This window comes from Rhodococcus rhodochrous (genome assembly GCF_900187265.1).
GTDB lineage: Bacteria > Actinomycetota > Actinomycetes > Mycobacteriales > Mycobacteriaceae > Rhodococcus > Rhodococcus rhodochrous.
The window spans coordinates 3,280,336-3,293,971 of the sequence record NZ_LT906450.1 but is presented as its reverse complement, the minus strand read 5'-3'; the positions used below and the strand labels follow the sequence as shown (position 1 = coordinate 3,293,971).

The 13,636-nt window shown below is 68.6% G+C and carries 14 protein-coding genes, 1 tRNA gene and 1 other RNA gene; 8 read left to right on the top strand and 8 right to left on the bottom strand.

Features of this window, described 5'->3' with window-relative positions:
• Positions 1-59: 59 nt before the first annotated feature.
• Positions 60-2,909, bottom strand: coding sequence for a pyruvate dehydrogenase (acetyl-transferring), homodimeric type (aceE, locus tag CKW34_RS15100; protein ID WP_059380868.1), 2,850 nt, complete (start codon positions 2,907-2,909; stop codon positions 60-62).
• A gap of 326 nt (positions 2,910-3,235) precedes the next feature.
• Here aceE and CKW34_RS15095 point away from each other — a divergent pair, with 326 nt between their 5' ends.
• From CKW34_RS15095 to CKW34_RS15085, 3 genes are all read left to right on the top strand, one after another.
• Entirely contained in the window at positions 3,236-3,658 is a 423-nt protein-coding gene (locus tag CKW34_RS15095) for a DUF3052 domain-containing protein (protein ID WP_006554437.1), read from the top strand.
• A 31-nt stretch (positions 3,659-3,689) separates the two neighbouring features.
• Positions 3,690-4,154, top strand: coding sequence for a peroxiredoxin (locus CKW34_RS15090; protein ID WP_059380869.1), 465 nt, complete (start codon positions 3,690-3,692; stop codon positions 4,152-4,154).
• Between the two features lie 32 nt (positions 4,155-4,186).
• Positions 4,187-4,258: transfer RNA gene (locus CKW34_RS15085), tRNA-Val, on the top strand.
• 61 nt (positions 4,259-4,319) lie between these two features.
• On the opposite strand, the gene CKW34_RS15080 is transcribed toward CKW34_RS15085, so the two are convergent.
• The 5 genes from CKW34_RS15080 to CKW34_RS15060 are packed head-to-tail and all read right to left on the bottom strand — an operon-like array spanning position 4,320 to position 7,505.
• Complete coding sequence (locus tag CKW34_RS15080; RefSeq protein ID WP_059380870.1) at positions 4,320-5,048, bottom strand: CBS domain-containing protein; 729 nt, start codon at positions 5,046-5,048, stop codon at positions 4,320-4,322.
• 35 nt (positions 5,049-5,083) lie between these two features.
• The gene (locus CKW34_RS15075; protein WP_080968132.1) at positions 5,084-5,485 is read right to left on the bottom strand and encodes a DUF5655 domain-containing protein; all 402 of its coding nucleotides are present in this window, start codon (positions 5,483-5,485) and stop codon (positions 5,084-5,086) included.
• Positions 5,482-6,318 (bottom strand): SURF1 family cytochrome oxidase biogenesis protein, encoded by an 837-nt coding sequence (locus tag CKW34_RS15070; protein ID WP_059380871.1) that lies wholly within the window; start codon positions 6,316-6,318, stop codon positions 5,482-5,484. The genes CKW34_RS15075 and CKW34_RS15070 overlap by 4 nt, the downstream gene beginning before the upstream one ends.
• A 28-nt stretch (positions 6,319-6,346) precedes the next feature.
• Complete coding sequence (locus CKW34_RS15065; protein ID WP_059380872.1) at positions 6,347-6,817, bottom strand: low molecular weight protein-tyrosine-phosphatase; 471 nt, start codon at positions 6,815-6,817, stop codon at positions 6,347-6,349.
• Entirely contained in the window at positions 6,807-7,505 is a 699-nt protein-coding gene (locus CKW34_RS15060; RefSeq protein ID WP_059380873.1) for an HAD hydrolase-like protein, read from the bottom strand. The genes CKW34_RS15065 and CKW34_RS15060 overlap by 11 nt, the downstream gene beginning before the upstream one ends.
• A gap of 75 nt (positions 7,506-7,580) precedes the next feature.
• Here CKW34_RS15060 and CKW34_RS15055 point away from each other — a divergent pair, with 75 nt between their 5' ends.
• The 3 genes from CKW34_RS15055 (at position 7,581) to CKW34_RS15045 (ending at position 10,698) form a co-directional block, all read left to right on the top strand.
• A complete protein-coding gene (locus tag CKW34_RS15055) occupies positions 7,581-8,729 on the top strand; it encodes a Nif3-like dinuclear metal center hexameric protein (protein WP_059380874.1) in 1,149 nt (382 codons plus the stop codon).
• A gap of 74 nt (positions 8,730-8,803) precedes the next feature.
• On the top strand, positions 8,804-9,541 hold the full coding sequence (locus CKW34_RS15050) for a zinc ribbon domain-containing protein (protein ID WP_059380875.1): 738 nt from the start codon (positions 8,804-8,806) through the stop codon (positions 9,539-9,541).
• A complete protein-coding gene (locus CKW34_RS15045) occupies positions 9,538-10,698 on the top strand; it encodes a bifunctional RNase H/acid phosphatase (protein WP_059380876.1) in 1,161 nt (386 codons plus the stop codon). The genes CKW34_RS15050 and CKW34_RS15045 overlap by 4 nt, the downstream gene beginning before the upstream one ends.
• Positions 10,699-10,832: 134 nt before the next feature.
• Here CKW34_RS15045 and CKW34_RS15040 read toward each other — a convergent pair whose 3' ends face one another.
• Entirely contained in the window at positions 10,833-12,077 is a 1,245-nt protein-coding gene (locus tag CKW34_RS15040) for a lipase family protein (protein WP_059380877.1), read from the bottom strand.
• 108 nt (positions 12,078-12,185) lie between these two features.
• Complete coding sequence (locus tag CKW34_RS15035; protein ID WP_059380878.1) at positions 12,186-12,707, bottom strand: DUF1697 domain-containing protein; 522 nt, start codon at positions 12,705-12,707, stop codon at positions 12,186-12,188.
• Between the two features lie 55 nt (positions 12,708-12,762).
• Here CKW34_RS15035 and rnpB point away from each other — a divergent pair.
• An RNA gene (gene rnpB, locus CKW34_RS15030) (RNase P RNA component class A) lies at positions 12,763-13,170 on the top strand.
• Between the two features lie 245 nt (positions 13,171-13,415).
• A complete protein-coding gene (locus tag CKW34_RS15025; RefSeq protein WP_059380879.1) occupies positions 13,416-13,598 on the top strand; it encodes a hypothetical protein in 183 nt (60 codons plus the stop codon).
• Positions 13,599-13,636 lie beyond the last annotated feature (38 nt).

Below are 13,636 nucleotides of genomic sequence, written 5' to 3'. Positions count from 1 at the left end.
AAGTACCCGGCGGCCGCGAGCCGACCGGTCACGCCACTCGGACGTGACCGGTGGAGAGATCAGGCGACGCCCGGATCCGCCATCGAGACCGGGGCGGCCGTCACGTCGTCGATCTTGTAGGTGCGGGCCGCCTCGACGGCCTTCTCGCGATCGATCGCACCTTCGCGACCCAGCGCCGAGAGCACCGCAACCACCGTGGACTCGGCGTCGATGTTGAACACGCGGCGAGCGGCGCCACGGGTATCGGAGAAGCCGAATCCGTCGGCGCCGAGCACCGTGTAGTCGCCCGGGACCCACTTGCGGATCTGGTCGGGCACCGCGCGCATCCAGTCGGACACCGCGACGAACGGCCCCGCAGCGTCGTTGAGCACCGACGCCACGTACGGCACCGGAGCTTCCTCACCGGGGTTCAGCAGCGCCTGGCGGTCGCACTCGACGCCGTCGCGACGCAGCTCGCCCCACGAGGTGACGGACCAGACGTCCGCGGACACGCCCCACTCGTCGGCGAGGATCTCCTGTGCACGCAGCGCCTCGGGCATCATCACGCCCGAGACCAGGATCTGCGCCTTCGGACCCGACTCCTGGCCCCGCTTGTACAGGTAGATGCCCTTGAGCAGGCCCTCGATGTCGAGGTCCTCCGGCTCGGCCGGCTGCGAGTACGGCTCGTTGTAGATGGTGATGTAGTAGAAGACGTCCTCGCCACCGAAGCCGTCGACACCCTCCGTACCGCCGTACATCCGCCGCAGACCGTCGCGGAAGATGTGGGCGATCTCGTAGGAGAACGCCGGGTCGTAGGTGACCGCGGCCGGGTTGGTCGACGCGAGCAGCAGCGAATGCCCGTCGGCATGCTGCAGGCCCTCACCGGTCAGCGTGGTGCGACCGGCGGTCGCGCCGAGGACGAACCCGCGTGCCATCTGGTCGGCCGCTGCCCACAGGCCGTCGCCCGTGCGCTGGAAACCGAACATCGAGTAGAAGATGTACACGGGGATCATCGGCTCGCCGTGCGTCGCGTAGGACGTACCGACCGCCGTGAACGACGCCGTCGAACCGGCCTCGTTGATGCCCTCGTGCAGGATCTGCCCGACCTCGCTCTCCTTGTAGGCGAGCATCAGATCGGCGTCCACCGAGGTGTACAGCTGACCGTTGCGGTTGTAGATCTTCAGCGACGGGAACCACGAGTCCATACCGAAGGTGCGGGCCTCGTCCGGAATGATCGGCACGATGCGCTTACCGATCTCCTTGTCGCGCAACAGTTCCTTGAGCACACGGACCGTCGCCATGGTGGTGGCGACCTCCTGCTTGCCCGAACCCTTGCGGACCACGTCGTAGGTCTTCTCCGCAGGCAGCGCCAACGGCTTCGCGGTGGTACGGCGCTCCGGAAGGAAACCACCGAGGGCCCGGCGACGCTCGAGCATGTACTGGATCTCGGGCGACTCGAAACCGGGGTGGTAGTACGGCGGCATCTTCGGATCCTTCTCGAGCTCTTCGTCCGAGATCGGGATCCGCTGGATGTCGCGGAAGTACTTCAGGTCCTCGAGGGTGAGCTTCTTCATCTGGTGGGTCGCGTTGCGGCCCTCGAAGTGCTTACCGAGCGTGTAGCCCTTGATGGTGTGCGCGAGGATCACCGTCGGCTGACCCTTGTGCTCCATCGCGGCCTTGTACGCCGCGTAGATCTTGCGGTAGTCGTGGCCACCGCGCTTGAGGTTCCAGATTTCCTGATCGGACAGATCCTTGACCAGTTCCTTCGTCCGCGGGTCGCGGCCGAAGAAGTGCTCGCGCACGAACGCGCCGTCGTTGGCCTTGTACGTCTGGTAGTCGCCGTCGGGCGTGACGTTCATGAGGTTGACCAGCGCGCCGTCCTTGTCGGCGTGCAGCAGGGCGTCCCACTCGCGGCCCCACACGACCTTGATGACGTTCCAGCCGGCGCCGCGGAAGAACGACTCCAGCTCCTGGATGATCTTGCCGTTGCCGCGCACCGGGCCGTCGAGACGCTGCAGGTTGCAGTTGACGACGAAGGTCAGGTTGTCGAGACCCTCGGTGGCCGCGACGTGCGCCAGGCCGCGCGACTCCGGCTCGTCCATCTCGCCGTCGCCGAGGAAGGCCCAGACGTGCTGATCGGAGGTGTCCTTGATGCCGCGGTCGTGCAGGTAGTGGTTGAACCGTGCCTGGTAGATCGCGTTCATCGGGCCCAGGCCCATCGACACCGTCGGGAACTCCCAGAAGTTCGGGAGCAGGCGCGGGTGCGGGTACGACGGCAGTCCACCGCCGAGCGAGGCGTGGCTGTGTTCCTGCCGGAAACCGTCGAGCTGCTCGGTGCCGATGCGGCCCTCGAGGAACGCGCGGGCGTAGATACCGGGGGAGGCGTGACCCTGGATGAAGACCTGGTCGCCGCCGCCGGGGTGGTCCTTGCCGCGGAAGAAGTGGTTGAAGCCGACCTCGTACAGGGCGGCAGAGGACGCGTAGGTGGAGATGTGACCACCGACGCCGACACCCGGGCGCTGCGCGCGGGTGACCATGATCGCCGCGTTCCACCGGATGTACGCGCGGTAGCGACGCTCGACCTCCTCGTCACCGGGGAACCACGGTTCGCTCTCGGTCGGGATGGTGTTGACGTAGTCGGTGGAGGTCAGGGCGGGAAGGGAGACCTTGCGCTCATTGGCACGCTCGAGCATGCGCAGCAGCAGGTAGCGCGCGCGGGTGGGGCCCGCGGCCTCGAGCATCCCGTCGAACGACTCGAGCCACTCTTCGGTCTCCGCCGGATCGATGTCCGGCAGGTAGGAGGCCACGCCCTCGCGGATCACCCGGACACGGTTGTCCTTGGTCGATGCCGGCTTGGCCGAGGAATCCGGTCCCGACGCGCCCGGTGCGGCGCCTTGTCGGGAGTCGGATCCGTGGATCAGGTCTGTCAACGTCTGCTCCTCATCGTGGTGGGCGCGTAGGTGGAGCGCCCTCTCCGTCGGCCGGCTCTTGTGGGAGCCGACGCAATCGACATCTGAACATGATGCACCCCTCATCTTCCCCCATCCGGGACGGAGGATCACGTCGTGGCCCGGCCGACAGGACGGATCGGACACGGTGCGGGGTGGTGCAATGGGTCTCTCTCCAAAGATTCTCCCGCTTTTCCCAGCGATTCGGGTTGCGTTGAGGCTCGCAACGATGTTCGCTTTGACCAATTGATCGTCACGCCGGTACGCGGATCCGATTTCGCGCACCACAACCCCTAGGAGGAGCCACCGTGGTCGCCGCGGCGGATGCCAAGAACTATGTCTCCAAGCTCGGTATCACTCACGACCACGTGGTGCAGGAACTCGGTTGGGACGAGGACACCGACGACGAGTTGAGAGCTGCGATCGAAGAGGTCACCGGTACGGAGCTGCTCGACGAGGACTCCGACGAGGTCGTCGACGTCGTGCTGCTGTGGTGGCGCGACAGCGACGGCGACCTGGTGGACGCCCTCATGGACGCGATCGGCCCCCTCGCCGACGAAGGCGTCGTGTGGGTGCTCACCCCCAAGACCGGGCGCCCCGATCATGTCGAGCCCAGCGAGATCGCCGAGTCGGCCGCCACGGCCGGCCTCACCCAGACCACGGCCACCAACCTCGGTGACTGGATCGGCAGCCGCCTCGTCCAGCCCAAGGCCGGCCGTCCCCGCCGCTGACCCGGCTCCCAGAACGTAAGGATCCTCACGTATGCCGATCGCTGTGGGCACCGAAGCCCCCGATTTCACTCTCAAGGACCAGAACAACCAGGAAGTGACGCTGTCGAGCTTCCGGGGCAGCAAGAACGTGCTCCTGGTCTTCTACCCGCTCGCCTTCACCGGCGTCTGCCAGGGCGAGCTGTGCGCCGTGCGCGACGACCTGCCCACCTTCGAGAACGACGACACCGCGATCCTCGCGGTCTCGGTCGGCCCGTCGCCGAGCCACAAGATCTGGGCGGCCGAACAGGGCTACACCTTCCCGCTGCTGTCCGACTTCTGGCCGCACGGCGAGGTCGCACAGGCCTACGGTGTGTTCAACGAGAAGTTCGGTTTCGCCAACCGCGGCACGTTCGTCATCGACAAGGACGGCATCGTGCAGTTCGCGGAGGAGAACCAGCCCGGAGAGCCCCGTGACCAGGGAGCTTGGGCCAGAGCGCTCGCCGCGCTAAAGTCCTGATGCGAAGTCGGCGGCCTCGGCCGCCGTCTTTCGGGCGTGTAGCTCAGTGGTAGAGCTCTGGTTTTACACACCAGCGGTCGGGGGTTCGAAACCCTCCGCGCCCACAATCCCATGTGCGATTCCGGTGGATCGAGCCCCGCTCAGCGGGGTCGGATCCACACAGATCTAGTTTCCGGCGTTCACCGCCGCGACGAGCGCCGGCAGGTCGTCGGCCACGACGATCATGAGCGGACGTTCCTTCGCGCTGCCACTGTGCGTGACGATCAACGCCGTCGGCGGCAATTGCCCGCCCGCGGGCGGGGACAACTTCTTGATCGCCTGCGGCACCGTGATGGTGCGGGGAAGGTGCGCGGCCCGCTCGTGCGGTTCGGCGAACTCCAGGGCCGCTCCGACGGTCTCGCCCTCGACGATCTCGTCCGTCGCGAGACGATGCGCCAGCCAACGGGCGATGCAGTTCGTCGTCAGCAGTCCGAGATAGGTGTCGTCCTCGTAGATCGGGAACTGCGAGTAGTCGTGGCGTCGGATCTCGTCGAGCACCTGATCCAGCGGTGTGCCCGTCTCGAACACGGCGGGTGCCCGCCTCGGCAGGACCTGCAGCACCTTCGGCGGATCGATGATCCGGTCGCGCAGTCTCTCGATCGCCTCGACGACCTCCGGGACCGGATCGGCAACCGGTTTGCCCCCGTAGTAGTCCTGGTGCACGAGCGCGTTGCGCAGGTCCGCGAAGGCCCGGAGCGCGGGCAGATCCACCTGCGTGCGGTGGCGCCGGGCGTATTCCTTGGCCATCCGGACGAAGCTCATGTGCTCCTCGTCCGCCTGCAGCTGCCACTTGAAATGGTTCTCGATGGCCGTGAAGGCCGACAGGAACCGGATCGCGCCGCTGACCTCGTCCATTTCGTCTCCTTCGTGCGGAAGGGAGCCGTGGGGCGTCAGTCGCGCCGTTCCGCCGCGGTGCGGTAGGCGACGCCCAGCAACTCCACGAAGTGGTCGTCGAGTTCGTCGACCGACGAGACGCTCAGGCGGTGCGTCGTCACCGTTCCCTTCTTCGGGAACGCTTCACGCAGCGTCGCGTGGTGGATGCGCCGCGGCAGATCCAGGGCCACCTCGAGACGCGAGGCGTAGACGAACGCCGCCGCGAACGGACGGCCCCGCGACCAGGAGATCTCCGATGCGTGGACGTGCTCGGTGACGTCGTCGCCGAGACCGAGGATCATCGCGCGCACGTGCCGGAACACGTCGACGGCGGCCGGATCCTTGTCGGCCAGGTAGTCGTCGACGGTCGCGTACATCGGGAGCTCCTCGAATCGGGGCAGGGTGGTCGGCTCGGTCACCGCGGCCGGCCGTATCGGTCGGCGAGCTTCTCGCTCGCGGTGCGCGGTGCCGCTTCTGCCGGGGCCCCGGCTGCGTCACCACCGTCTTGCGGATTCTTGGCCTTCCTGCGCTCCCGCAGTTCGGCCCACACGAAGTAGCCCAGACCCAGCGGGGCCATGATCCCGAACGCCAGCCACTGCAGGCCGTAGGACAGATACGGGCCCGAATCGAGCTGGGGGAGCGGGATGACGCCGAGACCACCGGGCTGGTCGGCGTCGAGCTGCAGGTAGACGTCCTCGAGGTCGAGACCCGTGACGGACGCGACCTGCGGGGCGTCGATGAAGTACACCTGCTGGTAACCGGCGTCGACGAAGGGGACCTTGTCCTCGACCGTTCCCTCGGACATCCGGATGCGGGCGTCGAGGGTGACGGTGCCGGACGGCGCGGCCGGGATCTCGGGGATCTCGGTGCCGCGGACCGGCCGCACGTACCCGCGGTTGACCAGGATCGTGCCACCGGAATCGAGGACGAACGGGGTCAGCACCTCGTAGGCCGGCCGCGACTCGACGTTCCGCAACCGCACGAGGACATCCGACTCGGGCAGATAGGAGCCCTGCGCGAGCACACGGCGCCATTCGTCCTCGATGGTCGGACCGTCGCCGCCGAGCAGTTCGCCGACGGGAACCGGATCCTGTGCCATCGACGCAGCGATGCGGCCGTTGCGGTCCTCGGTGCTCGTGTTCTTACCGAGCTGCCACGGTGCGAGGACCGTGAAACACGCGTAGGCGAAGCCGACGACCACCAGTGCCAGGACCAACCAGCCGGGGCGTAGGAGAAATGTCAATCGGCGCACAGATCCACGGTAGCCGGTGAGGTGCGTCTCACTGCTGTCGCACCCGCTCGAGCAGGCCCGGAACGGCGGCTTCGATCTGCGTGCGGACCTGCTCGAACTCGTCGAGGGAACCGTAGTACGGATCGGGTACGGAATCGTCGTCGGCGTCGGGATCGAACGATCGCAGCAGCACACGACGATCGGACGGGACACCGAGCTGCGCCAGCGCCCGCTCGTGAGTGGTGGTCATGGCGACGACGAGGTCGGCCGACAGGTGCTCCGCGCCGAGCTTCGCGGCGCGGTGACCGGTGGGATAGCCGTGCCGCTCCAGCACGGCGTCGGTGCGCGGATCCGCCTCGGACCCGACGTGCCAGCCGTGCGTGCCCGCGCTGCTCACCCGGACCCGGTCGTCGAGTCCCTCCCGACGCAGGTGCTCGGCGAAGATCTTCTCGGCCATCGGAGACCGGCAGATGTTGCCGGTGCACACGAAGGTCACGTGGAAACGGTCGTCAGCGTCCACCCGTGAGCACCTCTCGCAGTTCCTCCACCGAAGCGGTCGTCCGCGCCGCCGCACGACCCTCGGTCTCCGTCCCGTAACCCCACTCGACGAACACCGTGGGGATGCCGAACCGGCCGGCGCCGTGGATGTCGTGCTCGCGGTCGCCCACCATCACCACCCCGGTCGTGCCGCCGGCCTCGGTCTCCTGAGGGTCGATCCCGAGAGCGGTGAGGCTGTGCGCGACGACCTCCCACTTGTGGCGACGGGCGCCGTCGTCGCTCGCACCCCCGATGAACTCGAAGTATCCGGTCAGACCGAAGTGGTCGAGGATCTTCTCGGCGAACGTCTGGGACTTCGACGTCGCGACCGCCAGGCGGCTACCGGCCCCGCGCACAGCCTCGAGTACGGCTTCGATGCCGTCGAAGACCGCGTTCTCGGCCCATCCGGTGGCGGAGTAGTAGTCGCGGTAGGCGGCGAGTCCCGCAGCGATCTGCTCCTCGTCGAGGCCGAGATTCTGCAGGGTGTCGCGCATGGGCGGTCCGAGGAGCCACTCCAGGTCGCCGTCGGGCGCCTCGAAACCGGTCGTCTCGGCGGCGTGGAGGAACCCGTTGATCACCCCGGTCGCGGAATCGGTGAGGGTGCCGTCGAGATCGAACAGGACGACGGGAGCGGGGAGTACGAGCGGCTGGGTGGCAGCGAGAACGGTCACCGGGCCATTCTCCCCGTTCGTCCGGTCTTCTGCCGCGTAGGGTCGTGCGCGTAGGAGAGAGCGGATCAGCTGGAGGTGGACGTGACGGCGGCGACGCTGCGTGAGGTGATCGACGTTCTGGAGACGGCCTACCCGCCGTCGCTGGCGGAGGGCTGGGACTCGGTGGGACTCGTCGCCGGCGACCCCGACGAGCCGGTGCACAAGGTGCTGCTCGCCGTCGACGCGACCGCGGCCGTCGTCGACGAGGCGCTCGAATGGGGTGCGCAACTGCTGCTCGTGCACCACCCGTTGCTGCTGCGCGGAGTCGATACCGTGGGCGCGCACACCCCCAAGGGCGCGCTGATCCACCGCCTCATCCGCGGCGGCTGCGCCCTGTTCACCGCGCACACCAACGCCGACCGCGCGAACCCCGGCGTCTCGGACGCGCTCGCCGGGGCGCTGGGCCTGACCGGGCTGCGACCGCTCGAGGCCAAGCCCGAACCCGCGACCGACAAGTGGGTCGTCATGGTGCCGTCCGACGCCGCCGACGCGGTGCGCGCGGGACTGTTCGCGGCGGGCGCGGGCGCCCTCGGCAACTACCGCGAATGCTGCTGGTCCACCTCGGGAACCGGCCAGTTCCGCCCGGTCGACGGAGCTGACCCGGCCATCGGCTCGGTCGGCGACCTCGAACGCGTCCCCGAGGACCGGATCGAGGTCATCGCCCCGCGCCGATCCCGTGCGGCGGTGCTCGCCGCGCTGCGCGATGCACACCCCTACGAGGAACCGGCCTTCGACATCATCGAGCTCGCCGACCTGCCGAGCGATCGCGGCCTGGGCCGGGTGGGGGAGCTGCCACAGACCCGCACGCTGCGCGAATTCACCGCCGACGTCGCCGCCGCGCTGCCGGCCACCGAATGGGGCGTGCGCGGTGCGGGCGACCCCGACCGGCCGGTGCGCACGGTGGCGGTGTGCGGCGGATCCGGCGATTCCTTCCTCGGGCTCGCCACCGCGCAGGGGGTCGACGTCTACGTCACCGCCGACCTGCGGCACCATCCCGCCGACGAGCATCTGCGCGCCGGAGGCCCCGCGCTGGTGGACGTTGCACACTGGGCGAGCGAGTACCCGTGGTGCGCGCAGGCCCGCGACGTCCTCGATGCGGCGTTCGCCGACCGGGACGGCTGGCAGGCGCGGGTCAGTGAGTTGCGTACCGATCCCTGGACGACCGCGGCGGGCGCGGTACGGTAATCAGCTACGACACGTCCCGCGTGGCCGCCGGATCCCGGCCCACCGACACACCACCGAAAGCAGGAACCACCCGAGTGAACGTCGAACCCACCGTGCAGGCCAAGCTGCTGTCCCTCGCCGCCGTGGACGCAGAGCTGAACCGCCTCGCGCATCGCCGTCGGACACTGCCCGAACAGCAGGAGGTGGACCGCCTGCAGACCGAGCGCAACGCGCGCAAGGACGCCGCGGTGGCCGTCGAGATCATCCTCGACGACCTCGACCGGGACATCCGGAAGCTCGAGGGCGAGATCGAGGCCGTGCGCATGCGTGCCGACCGCGACCGGTCGATGCTCCAGAGCGGTTCGGTGGGATCGAAGCAGCTCACCGAACTGCAGCACGAGCTCACCAGCCTCGAGCGTCGCCAGGCGGCACTCGAGGACGACCTGCTCGAGGTCATGGAGCGGCGCGAGGCGTCGAAGGCCGACCACGACCACGCCGGTGCGCAGGTCTCGCAGGTCGATGACCAGATCGGGGACGCCGTCCGCGCTCGCGACGAGGCGATCGCCGACATCGAGGTGGCCGAGCAGCGGTGCCACAGCGACCGCGAGGCACTGCTCGCCGTCTTCCCTGCGGAACTGGTGACGCTCTACGAGAAGCAGCGTGAGAAGTCCGGCATCGGCGCAGCCCTGCTGCAGGCCCGCCGCTGCGGCGCGTGCCGTATCGAGCTCGACCGCGGTGTGATCGCCCGGATCGCCGCCGCACCCGCCGATCTGCTCGTCCGGTGCCCGGAGTGCGACGCGATCCTGGTCCGCACCAAGGAATCCGGGCTGTGACGACGGTCGTCGTCGAAGCGGACGGTGGTTCTCGCGGGAATCCCGGACCGGCCGGTTACGGTGCCGTGGTCTTCGATGCCGACCATCGGACCGTACTCGCCGAGCGTCAGGCGAGCATCGGGCGCGCGACGAACAACGTCGCCGAGTACAAGGGCCTGATCGCCGGTCTCACGGCCGCTGCCGAACTCGGCGCCGACGAGGTGCACGTCCGCATGGATTCCAAGCTCGTCGTCGAGCAGATGAGCGGCCGGTGGCAGGTCAAGCATGCCGACATGATCCCGCTGGCCGCGCAGGCGCGTGAGCTGGCCGGCAGGTTCCGCAGCGTCGACTACACGTGGATCCCGCGTGCCGAGAACGCCTACGCCGATCGGTTGGCCAACGCCGCGATGGACGCGGCCGCCGAAGCACTGCTGGACGTCGCGTCCGACACTGTGACGCGTCCCGTGGCGCCGTCGAGTGCGGGGACCGAGAACGTCACCACCCCGCCGGCCGTGCCTGTGCCCGATCCGGCAGTGCCGGCTTCACCCGGCTGGACCGGTGCGGTCGGGTCACCGACCCGTCTGCTGCTGCTGCGTCACGGGCAGACCTCGCTGTCGGTCGAGCGTCGCTACTCGGGACGGGGCAACCCGGAGCTGACCGAACTCGGTCGCGACCAGGCGGTCGCCGCGGCCCGGCGACTCGGTGCCCGCGGCGGGATCACCGCCGTGCTGTCGTCACCGCTGGGGCGAGCGCGGGAGACGGCCGCTGCGGCCGCCGACGCCCTCGATCTCCCGGTAACGGTGCACGACGGGCTGATCGAGACGGATTTCGGCGACTGGGAGGGCCTCACCTTCGCCGAGGCCGCGCGCCGCGATCCCGAACTGCACCGCCGCTGGCTCGGCGACACCTCCGTGCGACCCCCGAACGGCGAGAGCTTCGACGAGGTCGCCAAGCGGATCGCCTCGGTGCGCGACGACCTGCTGACCGACTACGCCGGCTCGACCGTGCTGGTCGTCTCGCACGTCACGCCCATCAAGACGTTCCTGCAGATGGCGCTCGAGTCGGGCCCGTCGCTGCTGTACCGCCTGCACCTGGATCTCGCGTCGCTCAGCATCGCCGAGTTCTACGCGGACGGCGGTTCGTCGGTGCGGCTCGTCAACGACACCTCGCACCTGTGAACCCGTAGCGGTCGCGAAACGAAAAGTGGCCGCGCAGACATGTCGGGGGGTTGCCTGCGCGGCCACTCATCAGGTCTATCTGTCGGCCGACCGAGGGTGTTACACGGTCTCCGAGAAATTCTTCCGGCGGGAGGTCAGGCCGTGCAGCCGGACCGGGATTCCCGGCCGGAGAACCGCTGATCGAGCCAGTCGAGGCCTTCGACGACGGCCGGGAACATGCCGATCAGATGGCCCGTCCCGGTCTTCGTCAGAACGGGTCCGACGTCGTAGCGGCGGTAGGTGACGTCGGCGCCGGCCGAGCACCACTTGTCGACCATGGTGTCGACCCCTTGGACGAGCACGAAGTCGTCGCCCGTGCTCTGCGCCACGAAGACCGGCATTGCCGGGGCGCGGTTGCCGAGTTGCTGCTCGGCGACCAGCGACGCCCACGGCTCGTCGCCGAGGTGCTCGGCGATGGGCCGTCCGTCGATCGTGTACGACGAGGTCTGCCCGAACGGATTCAGGGTGAACGCATCGAAGACGCAGGCCGTCTCGGCGCGACGCAGGATGTCGAGTCCGGCGGGATTGAATGCCGCCAGCAGCGACGGGGCGTACTCGGGATACGCCGAGATGAAACCGTCGACGACCCAGCCGATCCCGCCGGAGAGCAGGGATCCGTCGCCGGCCACGGCGAGGTCGCCCAGGTCGGCGGGCGGTGAACCGGCCACGGCGCCGACCACCGACAGTTCGGGGGCGTACGTCGCGGCGAGTTCGGCGGCCGATGCGGATGCCATGCCGCCCTGCGAATATCCCCAGAACGCGATCGGGCCGTCGGGGTCGAGACCGAGATCGCCGAGCGAACGGGTGGCGCGCGCGAGGTCGAGCATCGCCCGTCCCTGCGACTCGCGGTTGAGATAGGGGTGCACGCCGGGAGTGCCGAGTCCTTCGTAATCGGTGACCGCGACGGCGTAGCCGGCCGCGAGCATCGGACCGATGTGGATGTACTCGTACTCCTGGCCGAAGGTCATGAGCTTCGACGGTGCGCACTGGTCGCCCATGCCCTGCGTGCCCGGACCGAGCACGATGGTGGGCCGGGGGCCGGGGCCGGTCCACGGTTGTGACGGGACGAGCACGGTGCCGACGGTGGCGACCGGCCCTCCGGTGGCGTTCGTGCTGCGGTACATCACCCGGGTGACGGTCGCGTCGAGGGCGGCCGGGGTGTTCGGGATGACGGCGGCGACCGACGGCGCGGTACGCAGGACGTCGCCGAGCGGCGCCGTCTCGAATGCCGGCGGGGGCGTGTAGAAGTCGGTGTCCGACTCGGCGTTCGCGACCGCCGGTGTGACTGCGAGGAACACGACCGCCGCAATCGAGGCGAACATTCCGGTGCTTCTGCGCATCCTGGACCTTCCGGGCGGGACGAATGCCGAGGAGGGAGGCTACCTGCAGGTTGTAGGCAGGCGCAACGGATCCTCCCGGCGGATCGGCGGGGCCGTCGACCCTCCCCGTCAGATCAGTCGCCGCAGCGTGTTGAGGTTCCGGACGGTCGTCGTCGCCTTGTTCCGGGCCGAACCCGACTGCTTCCCGACGGCACTGTCGAGCGTCGCTCCTTTCACGACCTGCCAGTAGAGGACGCCCTCTCCCACCTGGATGCATTCGAGGTCCGGATCGAGATCGTCCGCCAGGGCGGCCAGCGGTGCGAGTACCGCGGGATCGGAGACGAACACGACGTACGAATGCCGGTCGGTGCGTGCGTCGTCGAAGGGATACGCCTCGACGACCCGCGCGAGATACGACTGCTCGACGACGAAGGTGTAGGCCTCGTAACCGAACCGCTCGGTGAGCGCGGCCTCGATCCGGGCCTTGGCGGCGGCGGGATCGTCCTCGGAGTCGAAGAGCACGTTGCCGGATGCGAGTACGGTGCGGATGTTCTCGAAGCCGAGGCCGACGAAGACCTCCTTCAGATCGGCCATCCGGATGCGGATGCCGCCGACGTTGATTCCGCGGAGCAGGGCCACGAGTCGCGTCATGAGTGCACCGTAGTTGGCGGCGCCGATACGCCGCGGGATAGTCTGTTCGAGCGAACGAGTCGGCCGGGCGGCCGCGGAGCAGGGAACCGGTACCGGATGGTGCCAGGCCCTGCATCGAGGAAAGTCCGGACTCCACAGAGCAGGGCGGTTGCTAACGGCAACCCGAGGTGACTCGCGGGACAGTGCCACAGAAAGCAAACCGCCTGCCGTACGGCAGGTAAGGGTGAAAGGGTGCGGTAAGAGCGCACCAGCGCCCCGGGTGACCGGGGCGGCTAGGTAAACCCCGCCCGGAGCAAGGTTGAAGGTCGCATCGCGTGCGGTGCGGCTGCGCAGGTGTTCGAGGGCTGCTCGCCCGAGCCTGCGGGTGAACCGCTCGAGGTACCCGGCGACGGTGTGCCCAGATGGATGGTCGCCACCCCGTTTCGGCGGGGGACAGGATCCGGCTTACAGGCCGGCTCGTTCGCCCGGCGTCTCCCGATCCCACCGCGTTGCTACCGGCCGGGTCAGATCGGATCGATGACCAGCAGGTGCGCCCAGTACGAGGCCGCATCCGGACCCAGCCAGGGCAGCAACGTGTCGAAGAGGATGTAGGACATTGCTTGCTCCTTCGTTCGGACGTCGAGCACATGCGTGCGGCCCGACAGTACCGCGCCACGCCAACCGACGGGTTGCCCGTACAGGCAGACGTGATTCGGGCACACTGAGACCATGAGCGACGACGGCTGGTACTACGACGTGCGCACCGGGAAGGTCTCCCAGGGCAAGGATCCGCACGCCCTCAACCGTATGGGTCCCTATCCGGACAAGGAGACCGCTCAGCGGGCGCTGGAGATCGCGGCAGAACGGAACAAGGCGGCCGACGCGGCCGACGACGACTGGAAGAACGGCTGAGTCCGACGGCGAGCACCCGGACCGCCAGGAGTTCACGA

Bases quoted from the DNA above. Each gene is read 5' to 3' on its own strand.
- CKW34_RS15040 (WP_059380877.1), bottom strand. From the start codon at position 12,077: ATGCGCAGAAGCACCGGAATGTTCGCCTCGATTGCGGCGGTCGTGTTC.
- CKW34_RS15090 (WP_059380869.1), top strand. From the start codon at position 3,690: ATGCCGATCGCTGTGGGCACCGAAGCCCCCGATTTCACTCTCAAGGAC.
- CKW34_RS15035 (WP_059380878.1), bottom strand. From the start codon at position 12,707: ATGACGCGACTCGTGGCCCTGCTCCGCGGAATCAACGTCGGCGGCATC.
- CKW34_RS15025 (WP_059380879.1), top strand. From the start codon at position 13,416: ATGAGCGACGACGGCTGGTACTACGACGTGCGCACCGGGAAGGTCTCC.
- CKW34_RS15080 (WP_059380870.1), bottom strand. From the start codon at position 5,048: ATGGACGAGGTCAGCGGCGCGATCCGGTTCCTGTCGGCCTTCACGGCC.